Source organism: Erwinia sp. Eh17-17 (genome assembly GCF_039675725.1).
Lineage (GTDB): Bacteria > Pseudomonadota > Gammaproteobacteria > Enterobacterales > Enterobacteriaceae > Erwinia.
In genome coordinates, this window is sequence record NZ_JBDFQT010000001.1 from 721,867 (window position 1) to 740,881 (window position 19,015).

The following is a 19,015-nucleotide window of genomic DNA, read 5'->3' on the forward strand; positions in this document are numbered from 1 at the left end:
GCCTGTTATTAATTCTCATTCGTTGTTATCATGATGTTGATTTTTTCAGCCAGTCTTTGAAATCCTGATACGGGATATACAATGAAACATCCTTCAGCGGAACGGGTGATTTACGCGGTCTTTTTATTTCATCGGTAAAGCCAATAATCACACCACCAATCGTGTCGTCGCTGTTATAAACGGCACCGCCGGACATCCCTTTCACCACGCCAGCGTTGGACGCCATCGCCACGCAGGGGCGCTTGTTCCATTCGTTGCGGATCCCCGTTAGTGCCAGATTGACTCCTGAAGATTCGACCGGCATAGCGGAAATAAAGCTATAGCCGTACATCTTCACGGATTCGCCAACGGCACCCGTACGGAATTTTGGCAGCGTTTTCAGGTCGTTTTTATGGTAGATGATCGCCAGATCGCAATAAGGGTGGTAAGCCTTCACTTTCTGGACGGAAAGTTTAGCCACATGCGCTGCGGTCAGGCTGTACTCTGGAGTGATAGGAATACTGGTTCCCAGCGCGCCGATGCCAAGAATGGTCGGAATACCGGTGAAGTTCATATCCACGCGTTTCATAGCTTCGCTGCTGTAGTCATATTTGCCTACAGAGCAGCCGGTCAGCATAAGCAAAGCCAATGCCGGCAGGGTATTTTTAATTTTCATGATGATCACACTTTGTCGGACACGTCGGTAAAATCCCTGGTGAGGAGTTATGACGTGTAATGCCGAGACTGAGTATTACTCAGCGTTTTTTTCAGGAGTTTGTACTCCCATTTACTGCTTACAACGAAAAGAAAATCTTAAGTTTTTATCTGTCACGTTAGACGTGTATTTATAATATCTATTTAACTATCTATTTATATGGCGCTCTTCTGCCTGATTGAATTCTACACAAACTTATTAGTTGCGCAAATTAATAAAGCAGTCTGGCTGATAATAGTCTGGATAATCCAGAATTAACTCAATCCGCTATATTAATACACTGACTATTTGATGTTTACATTCCTTTATCTTCCGGTTTTTGTGATTAAATCAGCATAAAATAATAAAAAACACCTCATAAGTGGTGTTTGGAACTGGAAAATAAAGAAAAACTGGAATGGAGGTCTGCCAGAGGTTCACCTTTATGGTGATTTTAACAGGAATCGAGGGTTGGTGAGGGCTGTGGGGCAATATCCGGTGTCAAAAGGGGGGCGGCAACCTGCTGTTATTTCAGATGATTCATTTTTATGGGAATTTAAATACGTTACTAAATGATAAGCATTTATCATTTCATTAATAATATTCACTGTTTAGTTTTACGAATGAAATATTGGCGTTCACTCAGGTTTTATCTTCTGCGGGGTTTTGGCCCCGGCAGCCTGCCCGGCTGGCGATGCCCTTCATGTTATTGATGGCACTAAGACAAACAAACCAGGTTACAAAGAAGTAAAAAGACGGTATAATGGCACGCGTTACACAACTTAAGTTATTGAAAACAAAAGAAATGATGTTTTCACCATGACGCCTGGGAAGGCGACACAGAGGTAGCTCCATGAGCGAGAAGTTACAAAAAGTTTTAGCACGCGCCGGGCACGGTTCCCGTCGTGAAATCGAAACCCTAATCTCTGCCGGACGCGTCAGCGTCGACGGCAAGCTGGCAACACTGGGTGACCGTGTTGAACCAAGCGCATCAATGAAAATTCGCGTCGACGGCCACGTGGTGCCGGTCAGTGAATCCATGACTGAAGTTTGCCGCGTTCTGGCGTATTACAAGCCGGAAGGGGAACTCTGCACCCGCAACGACCCGGAAGGCCGTCCAACCGTGTTTGACCGTCTGCCTAAACTGCGCGGCGCGCGCTGGGTAGCAGTAGGGCGTCTGGATGTGAACACCTGCGGTCTGCTGCTGTTCACAACAGATGGCGAACTGGCTAACCGTCTGATGCACCCGAGCCGTGAGGTTGAGCGTGAATACGCCGTACGCGTCTTCGGGGCGGTTGATGATGAAAAAATCAAACTGTTAAGCCGTGGCGTTCAGTTAGAAGATGGCCCTGCGGCATTTAAAACCCTGAAGTTTAGCGGTGGCGAAGGCATTAACCAGTGGTACAACGTCACGCTGACCGAAGGGCGCAACCGTGAAGTGCGTCGCCTGTGGGAAGCGGTAGGTGTGCAGGTCAGTCGTCTGATCCGTGTGCGTTACGGTGATATTGATTTGCCGAAAGGCCTGCCGCGCGGCGGCTGGACCGAGCTGGATCTGCAGCCGACCAACTATCTGCGTGAGCTGGTGGGGCTGGCACCGGAGACGGTGAGCAAGATCCCGGTGGAAAAAGATCGTCGCCGTACTAAAGCGAATCAAATCCGTCGTGCGGTCAAGCGTCATACCACCACGACCACCAAATCCAGCAAGCCTGGCAGCAATCGCCGCTCGTCTAAGCGTCAGCAGGGCTGATCTGTTGCCGTTGAAGAAAGGGACCCGCGGGTCCCTTTTTTATTGTCTTCCGCCTACCAGTCAATGCCCTGCTGGGCCTGAATACCGGCATCAAAGGCGTGCTTCACCGGGCGCATTTCGCTGACCGTATCGGCCAGCTCCAGAATATCGCGGTGACATCCCCGGCCGGTGACAATGACGCTCTGATGAGCAGGGCGGTTGTTGAGCGCTGCCAGCACTTCCTCAAGCGGCAGATAGTCAAAACTCACCATATAGGTCAGCTCATCCAGTACCACCAGGTCGAGTGACGGATCCTGCAACATACGTTTGCCGTGCTGCCAGACTTTCAGACAGGCTGCCGTGTCGGTTTCTCTGTTTTGTGTGTCCCAGGTGAATCCGGTAGACATCACCTGAAACTCAACGCCGTGCGGCTCCAGTAAGTTACGTTCACCGTTAGGCCACTCGCCTTTGATGAACTGGATCACCCCGACGCGTTTCTGATGTCCGACAGCGCGGCTGGCAGTGCCAAATGCGGCCGTGGTTTTCCCTTTACCGTTCCCGGTAAACACCATCAGGATACCGCGCACGTCGGTGGCGGCGGCAATGCGGGCGTCCACCTGCTCTTTCAGGCGCTGCTGGCGCTGTTGATGACGGTCTTCAGCCATTACTCTGCCGCTCCCGCTTTGCGTCCGGGCTGGGCATCGAAGCTCTGTCCGGTCTTGCGCTTGCTGTCATCCCCCATCAGCCACAGGTAGAGCGGCATAATTTCAGCCGGTGTTTTTAACTTGTCAGCATCTTCCTGTGGGAAGGCGCTGGCACGCATTTTGGTGCGGGTGCCGCCGGGATTAATACAGTTAACCCGCAGCTGGCGCGCGTCGTACTCTTCGGCCAGCACCTGCATCATGCCTTCGGTAGCGAACTTCGACACCGAGTAGGCGCCCCAGCCCGCACGACCCTGACGGCCAACGCTGGAAGAGGTAAACACCAGCGACGCCGCCTCTGACTTCAGCAGCAGGGGCAGCAGCGCCTGAGTGAGGAAAAAGGTGCCGTCGATATTCACGCGCATCACCTGCTGCCACAGAGCCGGATCCTGCTGCTCCATCGGCACCACTTCGCCTAACAGCCCGGCGTTATGCAGCACGCCATCAAGGCGCGGAACCTGGGCCGCGATGGCCCCGGCCAGTTCACGACAGCTTTCCGGCGTCGCCGTTTCCAGATCGAGCACAAACCACAGCGCAGGCGCCTGGCTGTGCTGATTCACCCGATCGCAGACGCTTTGCAGCTTTTGGGCATTACGGCCGAGTAGCACCACCTGAGCGCCGTAGCGGGCATAGGCCAGCGCGGCTTCGCGGCCGATGCCGTCGCTGGCACCGGTCACAAGAATAATTCGCTGATTGAGCAGATCGCTTTTCGGTTGATAGTGCACGTAAAGATCCTCTGGCGATGGAGTGAAATCCGGGGCTGGCTGATATTTTCGCCTGTCGTAAGCCATTGCACGGATTGAATAAAGTGTTTTATGCCTGAAAATGGCCGTCAGTTCAATCACCGGGCGGGTAAATCGTGCGCGCGAACGGGTTGCAGGCGACTCCTGAGCGCGACTCCGCTACACTAAGCCTATCTTTAACACAATGTAAATCAAGGCGGATTGAGTGGACCTACTCTCTTATTATGGACTTTTCCTGGCGAAGACGGTCACGGTCGTGGTGGCTGTTGCGGCGATCGCCGTGGTGATCGCCAACCTTGCAATGCGTAAACGTGCCCAGGGCGGCCAGTTAAAACTGACCCCTCTCGACGAACGCTACAGCGAGATGCAGGATACGATGCGGCTGGCAAAGATGAAGCCGTTGCAGCAGAAACTGTGGCACAAAGAGCAGAAGAAAAAAGAGAAGCAGGAGGCAAAAGCCGCCAAACAGCAGGCAAAACTTGGTCATGCGCCGCAGCCGGGCAAACCGACCCTGTACGTGCTCGATTTCAAAGGCAGCATGGATGCAGGGGAGGTTTCCTCGCTGCGTGAAGAGGTTTCTGCGGTAATGGCCGTAGCGGCGCCGGGCGACGAAGTGCTGCTGCGGCTGGAGAGCCCCGGCGGCGTGGTCCATGGCTACGGGCTGGCATCTTCCCAGCTGCAGCGCCTGCGTGAGAAAAAAATCCCCCTGACGGTAGCGGTCGACAAAGTGGCGGCCAGCGGCGGCTATATGATGGCCTGCGTGGCAGATAAGATTGTCGCAGCACCGTTTTCTATCATCGGCTCGATTGGCGTTGTGGCGCAGATCCCTAACTTTAACCGTCTGCTGAAGCGCAATGAGATTGACGTTGAGCTGCATACCGCCGGTGAGTATAAACGTACCCTGACGCTGTTTGGTGAGAACACCGAGCAGGGGCGTGAGAAGTTCCGCGAAGATCTCAATGAAACCCATCTGCTGTTCAAGCAGTTCGTTCATCAGATGCGTCCGTCACTGGATATTGACAGTGTGGCAACCGGCGAGCACTGGTACGGCACCCAGGCGCTGGAAAAAGGGCTGGTGGATGCCATCAGCACCAGCGATGACCTGATCATCGACCGCATGGATAAACATCAGGTGGTGGGCGTGCGCTACGCCCGTCGTAAGAGCGTGATGAGCCGCTTCACCGACAGCGCTGCGGGCAGCGTGGAACGCCTGCTGCTGCGTCTGTGGCAGCGTGGCGATAAACCGCTGCTGTAACTGATATCACGCCCGCCGCTGCGGGCGTGATGCCGATCAGCTGGCCACCGCTTCCTGTGGGGCCAGCAGCCAGAGCTGCTCCAGCCTGTCGCGCAGCAGGACAATGGCGTTAAGCGTACTGACCAGTTGCTCACTCTCCGACCCGGTCAGCAGCGCCGGTACCTGACGCAGCAGACGCGCCAGTCGTTCAAACCCACACTCATCCAGCGCCTTCGCCAGGGTTTCAGCCTCACGGCTGGCACGTTGTTCCTGATGATGCAGCCCGTTATGTAGCCAGGCGATCAGCATCTGCTGGCAGCGTTGTAGCAGCGCCAGCGGCAGCGGAAGTGCTTCAGTACCGGCTGTACCCGGCAGTGACTGCTCAGGGGATGTCCCGGCCTGCAATACCCAGGCCCGCCTGCGTGTCATGACGATCAGCGGTTCCAGCGTCAGCTTCCCTTCATGCAGCGATACCAGCCCGGAGACTTTACAGGGCGGGTCATCCTGCTGTTGCAGCAGGGCGACAAGGGTGTCGATAGCACGCGGTGCGGCGGATGTTGCGCTCAGGGAGAGCAGCAGAACATTATCCTCACCGCTGCCGCTGATCATCTCCGCTTCCAGTACCTGCAGGCCTGCATCCCAGCGGATGTCCAGGCAGGCTCCCAGCGGCAGAATAAACAGATTATCGCTCTGGCTGAGCGGACGGGTAAACGCGGGCGGCCGCTGCAGCAGGTGCTGCTTCAGCGCCGCTACGCCGGGCTGGCAGAGGCTGAAGTCCGGCATCTCCCATGCGTCGGGAGTGAGCGGGGTCACCGCGTTAAGGCGGCCGCTGGTGCCGAGATGCAGTTCTCCGCGCGCATCGCGCTGCGCGGCCTTTGAGATGATCTGCCCGCCGGCCAGCATCTCTGCCTGGAATCCCGCGATGCGCCGCTGCCAGCCCGGTGCATTCTGCTGTTCAGCCCGCGGCCACTGGCGTGACAGCTGCAAAATGCTGCCGGTATCCGGGTCGGTAAACCAGAGGCGGACGCCGTAGTGAAGGTTGTTTTGCCAGCTCTCCATACCCAGTGAGACCAGGCGCAGGTGGTCCAGTTTCACCTGATCCTGAACGCCGAGCCCGACAATATGACGCCAGGGCTGTGCCGCCGTCTCACCGTCTGCGGCAAGGCCGGCCATTTTGCTGGCCGCCAGCAGGCGGGCGGTCAGCCCGGCGAATTCGCTGAGGAACGGTCCGGGGCGATAGTGTGTTGCTCGCTGGTGGAAGTGGTCGATGTTTTCTGCGATCTGGCGTACGGCCAGCTCCACCCAGCGCCAGCCCGCCTGTTCTGCTGTGCGCTGTGCCTGCGTCAACAGGGGGGTGAAGTTTACTTCAGGCTGGCTGATGCCGCCGCTCCACAGGGTATAACTCAGGCGGTTGAGCGCTGCCAGACCGTCGTCACGCCGGGTCAGGGCAAGAGGATCGTCGTGACTTTCGGCCTGCAGCGCCCAGTTGATCTGTTCAAAACCGGGATGGCGTGCTTCGGCAGCGGCAAAGGCCTCGACGGCAAGAATAATATGTTCGCACAGCGCACCGTCAATACAGTCACAGCGGGCAAACTGCATGCTGGAGCGCGAGAAGAATCGCACGTCGCTCATCGGCAGGCTGGCGGCGGGCACCTTACCGGGGGCGCAGCTGAGAGCAATCACCATGCCTTTTGCCGCCAGCTGGCGCGCACGTTTGCGCGTGGCGTCAGGCAGGTTTTCCAGCTCTGCCAGCCATTCACCGGGCTGCCAGCGGACGGCGGGGGCCGGTTCTTCCTGGCCGGAACAGTGCTGCTGATAGGCCAGCACCAGCATTACGCGATGGCGACACATACCGCTGGCCGGGCAGCTACAGTTTGCCTCTTTCAGCGGCTGTCCCTGACCCAGGCCGGTGACCGTACCGTCGCTGAAGCGGGCGGTGAGGATGCCATTTTCGTCGCTTAATGCAGGCAGGTTACCGGCGGCGATCTCCTTCTGGCTGCGTTTGACAAAACCGGCATTACTGAGGGCGGTTAACGCCTGCGGCGTCAGTTCCAGCAGTTCATTTCGCAGCGGGGCTGTCATGATTGTAAATTCTCCGCCAGCCACGCCGCCAGTTCACCCGGCGTCATCGCGGCAATCTGAGCGCCGGCATTCACCAGGCGCTGAGCCATTTCCCGGTCGTAGCTCGGTGCCGCTTTGCTGTCCAGCGCCGCCAGCCCCAGTACCTTCGTTCCATCCTGTACGCACCGTTTGACCTCACTGACCAGCAGGGAAGGTGAGCCGCCTTCAAAAAAATCAGTCACCAGCACGATAGCGCTTTTTTCCGGCAGGTCAATCAGCTGCCGTGCATACCGCATCGCTCTGGCGATATCAGTGCCGCCGCCAAGCTGAACTTTCATCAGCAGATCTACCGGGTCCTGCACGTCGGCGGTCAGGTCCACCACGCTGGTATCGAAGGCCACCAGATGAGTGCGGATGCCCGGCAGCTGCCACAGGCAGGCGGCCATCACGGCGGAATGGATCACTGAGTCCACCATCGATCCGCTCTGATCGACCAGCAGGATGAGCTGCCATTTTTCGCTGTGGCGCTTCACCCGGCTGATGAACACCGGGGATTCAATATATAAGCGGCCGCGCTGAGGGTCCCAGCGGTGCAGATTGTCGCGCAGCGTGCCTTTAAAATCGAAATTGCGCGCAATCGCCACCGCAGAGCGGCGTCGGCGGTCGCGGGTGCCGGAGAATGCCTGACGTACCTCTGTTGCCAGTCGGGCCATAATCTGTTCCACCACCTGACGCACCAGACGACGCGCAGCCTGTAACACGTCCGGGTTCATCAGGTGTTTGGTATGCAGCACCGCGCGCAGCAGGCCCTCAGACGGCGCAATCCGTTCCAGCACCTCAAGGTTGGTGACCACATCGTCAATGCCGAAGCGCAGCACGGCGTCACTTTCCAGCCGTTCGATCACCTCTGCGGGAAACAGCTGGTGGATGCTGTTGATCCATTCTGGCGTGCTGAGCTGTGAGCCCTGCATGCCGCCCTGACGTTCACCGCGCTGCAGTCGCTGCGGGTCGCGACCGTACAGCCAGGCCAGCGCCCCGTCTATTGCCTGCGCACGTTCATCAAGGCCGCCGAGACTGCTTTCTGCGGCATCACCGAGCATCAGCCGCCAGCGCTGTAGCTCACGGCTGCTCAGCATATCGGAGAGTTCAGGCATCATAAATCCTTACAGTATGCCCCAGGCGCGCAGCTGGTCGGCCGCCCGTTGTTCCTGTTGCTGGTGACGAAGCCGGGCCGCCGGCGTCAGCCTCTGTGGCAGCGGTGCCTGTAAAATCTGCTCCGGCAGATGGGCGAGCTGATAGTGCTCCAGTACCTGGCGCGCCAGCCCTGCGCGTTCACGCGGCGGCAGCCAGGCCAGCGCCGCGCGCAAATCGGGCAGGGCGTGAATGAACTGTTCATCGTCCAGCTGCATCAACAGCGGATTAAATCCGGCGATAAAAGCCGGGCTGGAGGCCAGCTGATGGCGCGCCAGCGCTATCAGCCCGTGCAGCGCCTCGCCTAACTGACTGACCGGAAGCTGCTCAAGCAGCCGCAGCGCGCTTCCGGCATCCGCGCCGCTGTGTTCCAGGCGGATCAACGCTCCCAGCGCCGCTCCACGGCTGAGCACGCTGGCCTCACAGGCACTGACGCGCCGTTCCAGTACCGCCAGCGCCCTGGGTAATACCACCAGTGCGCGATCCGGCTCAGCGTGTTTTTCATCGCGCAGGATATGGCACAGCGCCTGCCAGGTGTGCAGGTGGGCATTAATCTGTGTGGCATCCACCTGACCTGTAGATTCTGCCAGCCACAGCGTACGGTCAATGGCGGCGCGCAGCGTGGTCTCGAGGATCGCGGCGTCACGCATGCCGTTAAAGGTGTCATGGCGCCATAGCGCATAGAGGATCTCCAGCGCTGGCCCCAGCTGCCCGAACTGACTTTCCAGCGCGATCTGCTGCTCCAGCCGGGTGAGCAGTTGCAGGCTGAACGCAGAAAGGCCTGCCAGGGCGGCCCGTTGCAGCCAGCCTGACAGGGTGGCAATACCCTCTGCTTCCGCCATCGCTGACTCAAGGCGGTGACGTGAGGCTTCTTCCAGCGTTGCGCCATAGCGGGCGGCTTCTATCAGCGCGGCATGTTGCTGCAGCGGACGGGTCAGCGCCCACTGCTCTTCGCCGTCGCCGGAGAGCGACAGAATCGTGCCTGACAGGCAGGTAATGCCGGGGATTTCCAGCACGGCCAGCCGGTGCAGTACCTGACTTTGTTGCAGCCCCGTGACGTCGAAACGGTTGAGGGTCAGCGTTGAGGGTAAGGAAAGTGCTACCCGCGTCAGCTCCCTGGCGACATCCTGCGGCAGCGGCGGCTGCGGGGTCGCCTCGGCCAGGGTGCCAAAGCGGCTGCCAGCCAGCACATCGACCAGCGTGACGACGATCGGATCCGTCCCCGGCTGCAGTGAGCCGCGATAGCTCCAGGGCAGCGGAACATTCAGAGCTTCTTTAATCAGGCTGCCCGCCAGCGCATCCAGCCAGTCGTTGCGCAGTGGGAGCCGATGGCCGCGCAGGGACGCCAGCGCCCGTGCGTGAGACAGGGCGGCGGCCATATCGGCCGTCGAAGCGGGCAGATGCTGGCGGCGCAGGTGCGTCAGCATCGTTTCCAGCAGCAGGTTGCCCGCCTGCCGTTGTCCGTGCTGCCAGCACCAGTGCTGCCATACCGGCGCGGGCATACCCGACAGATAACCGGCCAGCACATCCAGCCGTTTCTCGCTGTAGGGGGTCAGATAACTGCCGCCGATCGCGCCGGGGCTGAGCGGCTGCGGTACGGCAGGTTCTCCGGCGGTGGAAGCCTCACGCCAGCGGTCAGCGAGGACCGGCGCATGCCAGCCGCCGCAGACCACCAGTACCGGGCCGCTTTTCTGCGCCATGGCCCAGGCAATCCAGCGCGTCATATACGCCTCGCGCTGCCTGTCCTGCGTGCTGCCCCGACAGCCGTCGCGCAGCTGCCGGAACCACAGATTTAGCGTCTGCGGCAGGGCGTGATGCTGAGACTCATCTTCGAACAGGTGGTCCCACAGGGCATCGCTGTTCTCCATGCCGCTGGCAGCCAGCATCGCCTGCTGCCGCTGATGATAGTGACCGCTATCCTGCTCATCGTCGTCATCGTCGTCATCGTCCTCAGCGGCCTGCGCCCAGAAGGGCAGATCGATAAACCGGGTTTCGGCATTCAGCGCGCGCGCAGCCTGAAGTGCCTGCCACTCCGGCGACCATTCAGCAAAAGGCGTCCAGGCACCGCTGCCGGGCATCTGGTGATCCTGAAACTGGCAGTAGCTGTAGATGGCAATGGGGAACTGATGCGGCAGCAGCAGCTCGTGCAGCCGCGAGTTAAAATCCGCCGGGCCTTCAATCAGTACCCAGGCTGGCCTGAGCTGTTCAACGCTGTGTTTGACCAGTCGGGCACAGGCCGGGCTGTGATGGCGAATGCCGAGGATTAGCGGCTCGTCGTTGGGGGGCGACCCACCCGCTGGAGACAGAAAAGAGGCGGTCATGGCAGGCGGTGACGCGCCTGATAATAGGCCTGCCAGTGCGCCCCTTTACGGCTGCCAACGCGCTGTTCAAAGTAACGCTGAAGCCGCGCACGGTCATCCTCACTGTCCTTGACAATCGTGCCGCCAATGCAGTCCACCAGATCGGCCGGTTCCCCGGCGCGCTGCTGCAGGAACCAGGCGCGCACGCCGACGGCATGAGCCACATTGACCGCCTCCGCCGTTGACATGATCGCATTCAGACTGTCCATTGCACTCTTTTTCTCGCCGCCGCCGCGCAGGTCGCGGAAGGTGTGGACCAGCAGTTCCAGCACCAAATCCGGCACTTTATGAGGGATGCCGCTGTGTGCCAGCAGTCGTGCGGAGGCGCTGGAAACCAGCTCCAGTTCCTGCTGGAAATTCATAATCGGGAATACGGTTTCGAAATCAAAACGTCGCTTCAGGGCGGCGCTCATTTCGTTAACGCCGCGGTCGCGGGTGTTCGCTGTGGCAATAATATTGAAGCCTTCACGCGCATAGAGCTGGCTGTCAGGACCGGTCAGCTCCGGTATGGCCATGACCCGGTCAGATAACATCGCCAGCAGACAGTCCTGCACCTCTAACGGAGCGCGCGTGATCTCTTCAAAACGCACGATCTTGCCGTCACGCATCCCCTGATACAGCGGAGCCGGCACCAGCGCTTCTGTGGATGGCCCCTGATTGATCAGCAGGGCGTAGTTCCAGCCATATTTGATCTGATCCTCCGTGACCGATGCGCCTCCCTGGATGGTCAGCCCGGCATCTCCGGCGATCGCGGTTGCCAGCAGTTCCGACAGCAGCGATTTGGCTGTTCCCGGCTCTCCCACCAGCATCAGCCCGCGCCCGGTAGCCAGCGTGACCAGCATACGTTCGACCGAGGCGATCGAGGTGACCACCTTGGCGCTGATGTCGCGTGCGGCATCGCCCAGAATAAAAGCACGTGCGGCCGGTAAGCTGAGCTGCCAGCCTGGCGGTATCGGTCCGCTGTCATCCTGTTTCAGCCGCGCCAGTTCACCGGCGTACAGGACAGCGGCCGGGGGCCGCTGAAGATTGTCAGGCATAGTGTTTCCTTAACAGGCGTCGGGCGCTAGTCGAACAGCGCATCAATGTCACTGAGCATTTCGCTGGCAGTCACCGGGTGCAGCCGCGAGAACGGGTGTTTCTGCGGGTGTCGTTGTCCCCAGCTATAGTCATGGGCATCGCCCTGCCACAGCCAGATACTCTCCAGCGTCTGCTCCTTATTAAACTCATCCGGTGCCATGCCGACGCCGAAGCCTTCGCCCATCTCCAGCACCAGCGTCAGGTCTCCCAGCGGTTTCAGCATCCAGCAGATCCAGCCTGCGTCCTGCGGTACACCGCGCAGCCAGCCTTTGCTGGTCAGTCCGGCCAGGCGCCCGGACGGGCAGAGACGGCCCTTCCAGCGCTGCAGATCGGTCGCGTCACGCTCTTCTTCCGTCAGCTGATAGCGGTTGCGATCCAGCTGACGGAACGGGGGCAGCAGCTCATAGTCGGCAAACAGCTGACCGAACGCGGCGGCGTCTTCAGCAGGCATTTCAAGAATATGTGGAATACCCACCTCAACGGCGCTGGCTGGCAGCGTATACAGATCGTCGTCGGCGGTGCTGTAGCTGTTGTCCTCCGCCACGCGGAAGCAGCTCAGCAGCTGGCCCTCTGCATCATAGGCACCCCAGACCAGACGGCGCGTCAGGTGGCCAATCAGCGGGTGTTCCACCAGGAACTGACGGAACTGAATTTCCGTCCAGCGGCGGCGCAGGCACATGGCGGTCTCCAGTCGGGCAATCTGCTGACTGGCAATGGTGCGCGCATCCTTTTTCAGCGCCTTAAAGCGGTTGACTGCCTCCGTGGCCAGGTCGGCATCGTCACTCTTATTCGGTTTTGGCAGGTCTTTCAGACGGCTGCCGCTGCCGTCACGCACGAAGGGTTTTAACGTTTCATCGAAGCTGACGGTAAACTGGCGCGGTCCAAAATCAAGCAGCAGTGAACCGTTGTCGTCCAGCCCCAGATCCGGTGCCAGACGATCTTCCAGCTCTGCGACGGTCAGTTCACGCGTTTCGGCGATCTGGCTGATTTTCTCGCGCGCGCGCTCCTGCAGCGCTTTAAATTTCAGCTTCTGCGCAATGCCGTTCAGCTGCATCAGGGCGATGTCCGAGCCGATATCCGCCAGAATATCCAGACCGGCTACCGCACGCTTGTGCTGAGACTCGCCCGGCCAGCTGCGGATCAGCGGCGTCAGCCGACGGGCGGTTTCATCATCACCAAACAGGCCGAGCGCATTAAAGGCCCAGCCCTCTTTCGGCGGCGCAGACGCGGCCATCCAGGCGTTATACAGATCCCAGGCAAAGTCGGCGAGGGAGGCCGGAGTACAGGCCTGCTTCACCTGGTCCAGCCCCGGATAACGTCCATTTTCGGTGGGGAAACGCAGCATGGTGCCCAGATGGGTCAGCGCCTCTTCAGGCAGCGCTTTACCGTTGTGCAGCAGCGGCCGGCTCCACAGTACCGGCTGCCAGAAAGCCGGCAGTGCAGGGCGTTTCGCCGGGAAGTCATCCAGCGGGTCGATCTGGATCAGCGCACTCAGCGCCGCTGTGACCTCAGGAAGCTGATAGCGCCCGGCGACGTCCTCCATCAGCGTCTGGTGCCCGTTATCCAGCAGCAGTCGTAGCGCAAGGCGCGCATTGTCCTGCGCTTCTCCGGCTTTACCGAAAGCCAGCGGTAATAAACCGGCCACGGCATGCTCCGGATATTTCAGCAGCCAGCTGCGGGCATCGTCGCGCAGGGTTTTCAGTTTTGAGAACGCCCGGCTGATCAGCGGGGCCAGTTCGGTGCTGCCGATGCAGATCGCCACCGGCAGGGCCTCCTGCGGCTGGCGGCTGACGCTGTTAATGAAGCCCGGCAGTCCATCAAGACCAAAGTGTGACATCACCAGCGCAATACCGGTGTGGTGCTCGTTACTGAGAGCATTCCACAGGCCGAGTCCTTTTTCACGCGGCAGCACGGGCAGGATATAGAGGTTCCAGTCGCTGGCATAATGGGAGTGGCAGGACGCCCAGTCGGCAATCAGCTGGGGGTAGTTGTCCTCTTCAAAGGCCTGAACTGCCGTGGGCGGCAGAGACTGGTTCCAGCTGTTGAATCCCAGTCGTTCGAGAATTTTCTCGCTGGAGAGGCCGGGGACCTGCAGTTTGCGGAAATTGGACCACGTCGCCAGCATATCTTCCGGCACGCCATCAAACACCGGCGCCACGGGCTGTACGTCAAGAGTCAGCAGGGGAATGCCGCCGTTCTTTTTCTTACTCAGCCACGGCGGCGACACCAGAACGGGTGGCAGCATGTCGGCACTGGCGCAGTCAGTTTTTACGTTCAGGCGCTGCTGGCTGCTGGCGACCAGTGCGGCTTCCTCAGGGGAGAGCCACGGGGCGACTGCTTGCGCCAGCTGCGGTTGATTATGCAGCAGAGCCTGCAGCTGGGTGCGCCACAGGGCGTCCTCCTTGCCGTTCAGCAGTCGCACCAGCGCGGTGAATGCAGCGTGCGGGAAGTTTTTGCTGGCCTTCGCCGCGCGCTCATAGCAGCGTTTACTCTGGCCTGCCGAGTTGATGAGCATCATCAGCGCCTGCGGATGATTAACGTGCATCAGCACCTCGCCACAGCGGTCGCCGTGAGCATAGGGCTTCAGACGCGGCAGGGCGCTTACGCCCTGTTCCATCAGCAACGTGCTGGTCAGCATTTCGCCATAATACCAGCTGTCGAAGACATCAAGGGTCAGGAAGGTATCCAGCCCTTGCAGGGTTTGCGGATTGGTCGCCGTCAGCTTCAGCCACTCCAGCGCTGAGATATCCCGATCGCCCGCCACCCGGGCGGCGATCTCATCCGCCAGCTCAGGTTTCTCCGGCAGCAGCAGCGCCACCAGCGGCTGACGCCAGAGAGGGAGCTGCGGCAGCGCCGCGACCAGACGTCCGGCACACTGCTGCCATACTTCAGGCTGCGCAGCCGACAGATGCCAGCGCAGACGCATTTCATGGTCGGCGATATTCTGCTGGTAGCCGGTAGGCGCATTATCCGCGGGATAAAGAGTCACATTGCGCGAGCGATAATCGCGTTCCAGCGCTATTTGCAGGCTGGCGATCAGCATTTCGGTGGCATACGGCAGACCATACTGAGCGACAACGGCGTCCATCAGCAGCGGACCTTCACGGCCACCGAAGCTCTGGTTAATCTTAATCAGCACCGCCCCGGCCAGCGGCGAGTCCTGCGGAATGGCTGCGCCATCGTTCAGACACTGCTGTGCCTGAGCAATCGCCTGCTGCCAGATGCCGTCACAGCGGCTGCCATCAAGGGTCAGGCCACCGTTTTTGCGCGTCTCATTGTTCATCACTTTCAGACGGCGCAGCTGTTCGGCGGGCTCTTCGGTTTTACCCGCAGGAGGCAGCGGATGGCCGCGATGGCTGAGAGCCTGTACCGACAGTTTTTTCGGCAGTTCAACGGCATCATCATCGCTCAGCCACGGCGGTGTGTCGCTGATGTTGCCAGCAGCGGGCGTCAGTGTCTCTTGCTGCTTTTCTGACGCGGGTTTTTCAGGCGCGGATGGTGCGACAGCCTTCGCAACTTGCGCTTTTATTTCTTTTATTGGCTCAGCAGCATCGGGGGCCTGGGCCTCCTGTGCCTCCTGGGCAACATAGCCTTTACGGGTTTTTTCTTTTATTAACTTCTCCCGTGCTTTCCCCGCCTGTTCTTCATCATCAAAGCTCTTTATCTGGCTCTGCCCCTGAGTTCCCACACGTCCCCAGTTGAGATGGAGTTCCTGCTGTTTTTGTTCGATCGTCCAAAATTTGTGGGATTTTTCATCCTGATAAATCAAGGTGGTCATGTGAGTTCCCTTAGAGGTTAGAACAGGACATCGACAGCGATGCAATGTCCCCGAAAGAAGCGATTCTATGTCTCCGGCCGTCTTTATTGATGACGGCAAAGATGACAGACCGGCTGGTCAATGTAATCAACGTAACATCAGGGTTCAAGCAGAAAAATTCATGTTTTTAGCGACTTGCTGCCCCCCCTTTGACCTGTTAAGAATTAACAGCGCATTTTCTTTCCTTTATTACCCGTTGCTGTCATGACCTGCGGGATCGTGAGTGAGAGAATAAACTTGTCTCTTTTATCGACCATTCCTGGCGTAAATGTGGGGTTGATGCTAATTAAGTTGCGTATCGAATTTTATCAGGTAGAGTGTGGGCGTTTCGGGTTCCGGGCGTAAAACAGACTTTACGCTTTGTTAGATATTCGCTTAACAGGTGGTAAAAAGTACCGTTAATCAATGTGTTGTAACGAGCGTTTTCGTGCTGAAATTGATGGAAAGTTAACCGGGTCGTCTCTTTTAATCCCGATAACCCTGTCGTTAGTGCAAGACGTGACGGCAAAAAACGGCACAACTTACTCTCGGACGTTTTAATCAGGTAAAGGTAACTATGGGAAAAGCTCTCGTAATAGTTGAATCCCCGGCAAAAGCCAAAACGATCAATAAATATCTCGGTAATGACTACGTGGTTAAATCCAGCGTGGGTCATATCCGCGATTTGCCGACAAGTGGATCAACAGTTAAAAAGAGCGCTGACTCTACAACCAGTAAAACCACCAAAAAGGTCAAAAAAGACGAAAAGACCGCTTTAGTTAACCGTATGGGCGTTGACCCTTATCACGGTTGGGATGCGAATTATCAAATCCTGCCGGGCAAGGAAAAAGTGGTTGCCGAACTGAAGGCTCTGGCTGAAAAAGCTGACCATATCTATCTCGCAACGGACCTTGACCGCGAAGGGGAAGCCATTGCCTGGCACCTGCGGGAAGTGATCGGTGGCGATGAATCGCGCTACAGCCGCGTGGTGTTTAACGAAATCACCAAAAATGCGATTCGTCAGGCGTTCGATAAGCCTGGCGAACTGAATATTGACCGTGTAAACGCCCAGCAGGCGCGTCGCTTTATGGACCGCGTTGTGGGTTATATGGTTTCCCCCCTGCTGTGGAAAAAAGTGGCACGTGGTCTCTCCGCTGGCCGCGTACAGTCGGTTGCCGTGCGGCTGGTGGTGGAGCGCGAGCGTGAAATTAAAGCGTTTGTTCCGGAAGAGTACTGGGATCTTAATGCCGACCTGACCACGCCAAAAGGTGTGGATCTGCCGATGCAGGTGACCCATCAGGGCGATAAACCTTTCCGCCCGGTGAACAGCGAGCAGACCCATGCCGCCGTCAGCCTGCTGGAAAAAGCGCGTTACGTTGTCGTTGACCGTGAAGATAAGCCGACCAGCAGCAAGCCTGGCGCGCCGTTTATTACCTCCACGCTGCAGCAGGCGGCCAGTACGCGCCTCGGCTTTGGCGTGAAGAAGACCATGATGATGGCCCAGCGTCTTTATGAAGCCGGTCATATTACCTATATGCGTACTGACTCAACTAACCTGAGCCAGGACGCCGTCAGCATGGTGCGCGGCTATATTGAAGATGAATTCGGCGCAAAATATCTGCCGAAAGCGGCCAATGCCTACAGCAGCAAAGAGAATTCTCAGGAAGCGCACGAAGCCATCCGACCGTCCGATGTCAAAGTGCAGTCCGAGCAGTTGAAAGATATGGAAACGGATGCGCAGAAGCTGTATCAGCTGATCTGGCGTCAGTTTGTTGCCTGCCAGATGATGCCAGCGCAATATGATTCCACCACGCTGACCGTTGAAGCGGCGGATTTCAAACTGAAGGCGAAAGGGCGTACGCTGCGCTTTGATGGCTGGACGCGTGTTATGCCAGCCCTGCGTAAGGGTGATGAAGATCGTGTCCTGCCAGTGGTGGAAGTGGGTAACGAGCTGAGCCTCAAACAGCTGGTACCCAGCCAGCACTTCACCAAACCACCGGCGCGCTTCAGCGAAGCCTCCCTGGTGCGTGAACTGGAAAAACGCGGTATCGGTCGTCCTTCTACCTATGCATCCATCATCTCGACCATTCAGGATCGCGGTTATGTGAAGGTGGAAAGCCGTCGCTTCTACGCGGAAAAAATGGGTGAAATCGTTACCGACCGTCTGGAAGAGAATTTCCGCGATCTGATGAATTACGACTTCACAGCGCACATGGAAGATAATCTCGATAAAGTCGCGAAAAACGAAGTGCAGTGGAAGGCGGTGCTGGATAAATTCTTTGCAGAGTTCAGCGACCAGCTGACGCAGGCAGAGAAGGATCCTGAAGAGGGCGGCATGCAGCCTAATCAGATGATCCTGACCTCAATTGACTGCCCAACCTGTAGCCGTCAGATGGGGATTCGCACGGCCAGCACCGGCGTGTTCCTCGGCTGTTCTGGCTATGCACTGCCGCCAAAAGAGCGCTGCAAGCAGACCATTAACCTGATCCCAGAGAATGAAGTGCTGAACATTCTTGAGGGAGATGATGCGGAAACCAACGCACTGCGCGCCCGTCGCCGCTGCCAGAAGTGTGGCACGGCAATGGACAGCTATCTGATTGACCCTCAGCGTAAGCTGCACGTCTGTGGTAACAACCCGGAATGTGATGGTTATGAGATAGAGCAGGGCGAGTTCCGCATTAAGGGCTATGACGGTCCGATCGTTGAGTGTGAGAAATGTGGTTCCGAGATGCACCTGAAGATGGGGCGTTTTGGTAAGTACATGGCCTGCACCAATGACGACTGCAAAAACACGCGTAAAATTCTGCGCAATGGCGAAGTCGCGCCGCCGAAGGAAGATCCGGTGCCGCTGCCAGAGCTGCCTTGCGAGAAGTCTGACGCATATTTCGTGCTGCGTGACGGTGCTGCCGGCGTGTTCCTGGCGGCGAATACCTTCCCTAAATCGCGCGAAACCCGTGCGCCTCAGGTAGAAGAGCTGCAACGTTTCCGCGATCGTTTACCGGAAAAGCTGCGCTACCTGGCGGATGCTCCGGCGACGGACGAGGACGGCAACAAAGCCGTGGTACGTTTCAGCCGTAAGACGAAACAGCAGTATGTCAGCACGGAAAAAGACGGAAAAGCCACCGGCTGGACTGCCTTCTTTGTTGACGGTAAATGGGAAGTCACCGCGAAGAAATAATTTGGTGCCTTTCTCCTGTTAGCGGGCCGCCCGGTGCGGCTCGCTGCTGCTGTCACTTCCCTGACGCTTTGCCCCTCCGATGCTATACATATCCCACTATTTTGATATAGTTGTTATAGATAACGCCTTTCTTATTATTTTATCGCATTATAACTCTCATGCCTGAAGCTGTGGTTCCGCGCACTTACCGCCTTGCCACCACTCCAGTTATTTTGGTTATTGACCGTGAACCTGATTGCAGCCTGATTCTGCTGCCGGGTGTCCGGCGCGTTGTT

The 19,015-nt window shown here is 58.1% G+C and carries 11 protein-coding genes; 3 read left to right on the top strand and 8 right to left on the bottom strand.

Features of this window, described 5'->3' with window-relative positions:
- Nucleotides 1–28: 28 nt before the first annotated feature.
- Nucleotides 29–655, bottom strand: a complete 627-nt coding sequence (locus ABEH87_RS03210; RefSeq protein WP_346573841.1) for a serine protease — start codon at nt 653–655, stop codon at nt 29–31.
- 871 nt (nt 656–1,526) lie between these two features.
- Here ABEH87_RS03210 and rluB point away from each other — a divergent pair.
- Nucleotides 1,527–2,420, top strand: coding sequence for a 23S rRNA pseudouridine(2605) synthase RluB (rluB, locus tag ABEH87_RS03215; RefSeq protein ID WP_346573842.1), 894 nt, complete (start codon nt 1,527–1,529; stop codon nt 2,418–2,420).
- A 53-nt stretch (nt 2,421–2,473) separates the two neighbouring features.
- Here the strand turns inward: rluB and cobO are convergent, their stop codons facing one another.
- Both cobO and ABEH87_RS03225 read right to left on the bottom strand, forming a co-directional pair.
- Nucleotides 2,474–3,064, bottom strand: a complete 591-nt coding sequence (gene cobO, locus ABEH87_RS03220; protein WP_346573844.1) for a cob(I)yrinic acid a,c-diamide adenosyltransferase — start codon at nt 3,062–3,064, stop codon at nt 2,474–2,476.
- Nucleotides 3,064–3,825, bottom strand: a complete 762-nt coding sequence (locus tag ABEH87_RS03225) for a YciK family oxidoreductase (protein WP_346573846.1) — start codon at nt 3,823–3,825, stop codon at nt 3,064–3,066. Before ABEH87_RS03225 ends, cobO begins: the two co-directional genes overlap by 1 nt.
- A gap of 223 nt (nt 3,826–4,048) precedes the next feature.
- Here ABEH87_RS03225 and sohB point away from each other — a divergent pair, with 223 nt between their 5' ends.
- Nucleotides 4,049–5,098: a protease SohB gene (gene sohB, locus ABEH87_RS03230; RefSeq protein WP_346573847.1), complete on the top strand. Its 1,050-nt coding sequence runs from the start codon at nt 4,049–4,051 to the stop codon at nt 5,096–5,098.
- Nucleotides 5,099–5,134: 36 nt separating this feature from the next.
- Here sohB and ABEH87_RS03235 read toward each other — a convergent pair whose 3' ends face one another.
- From ABEH87_RS03235 to ABEH87_RS03255, 5 genes are read right to left on the bottom strand one after another with little or no spacing between them, the layout of a single operon-like run.
- Nucleotides 5,135–7,159 carry an SWIM zinc finger family protein gene (locus ABEH87_RS03235; protein WP_346573849.1) on the bottom strand — a complete coding sequence of 675 codons (2,025 nt, stop codon included), beginning with the start codon at nt 7,157–7,159 and terminating at the stop codon, nt 5,135–5,137.
- Entirely contained in the window at nt 7,156–8,292 is a 1,137-nt protein-coding gene (locus ABEH87_RS03240) for a VWA domain-containing protein (RefSeq protein ID WP_346573851.1), read from the bottom strand. The genes ABEH87_RS03235 and ABEH87_RS03240 overlap by 4 nt, the downstream gene beginning before the upstream one ends.
- 9 nt (nt 8,293–8,301) lie before the next feature.
- Nucleotides 8,302–10,650: a DUF5682 family protein gene (locus ABEH87_RS03245; protein ID WP_346573852.1), complete on the bottom strand. Its 2,349-nt coding sequence runs from the start codon at nt 10,648–10,650 to the stop codon at nt 8,302–8,304.
- Nucleotides 10,647–11,726 carry an AAA family ATPase gene (locus ABEH87_RS03250; RefSeq protein ID WP_346573854.1) on the bottom strand — a complete coding sequence of 360 codons (1,080 nt, stop codon included), beginning with the start codon at nt 11,724–11,726 and terminating at the stop codon, nt 10,647–10,649. The genes ABEH87_RS03245 and ABEH87_RS03250 overlap by 4 nt, the downstream gene beginning before the upstream one ends.
- 26 nt (nt 11,727–11,752) lie before the next feature.
- The gene (locus ABEH87_RS03255) at nt 11,753–15,544 is read right to left on the bottom strand and encodes a WGR and DUF4132 domain-containing protein (RefSeq protein WP_346573855.1); all 3,792 of its coding nucleotides are present in this window, start codon (nt 15,542–15,544) and stop codon (nt 11,753–11,755) included.
- 595 nt (nt 15,545–16,139) lie between these two features.
- On the opposite strand from ABEH87_RS03255, the gene topA reads away from it, so the two are divergent.
- On the top strand, nt 16,140–18,740 hold the full coding sequence (topA, locus tag ABEH87_RS03260; RefSeq protein ID WP_346573857.1) for a type I DNA topoisomerase: 2,601 nt from the start codon (nt 16,140–16,142) through the stop codon (nt 18,738–18,740).
- Nucleotides 18,741–19,015 lie beyond the last annotated feature (275 nt).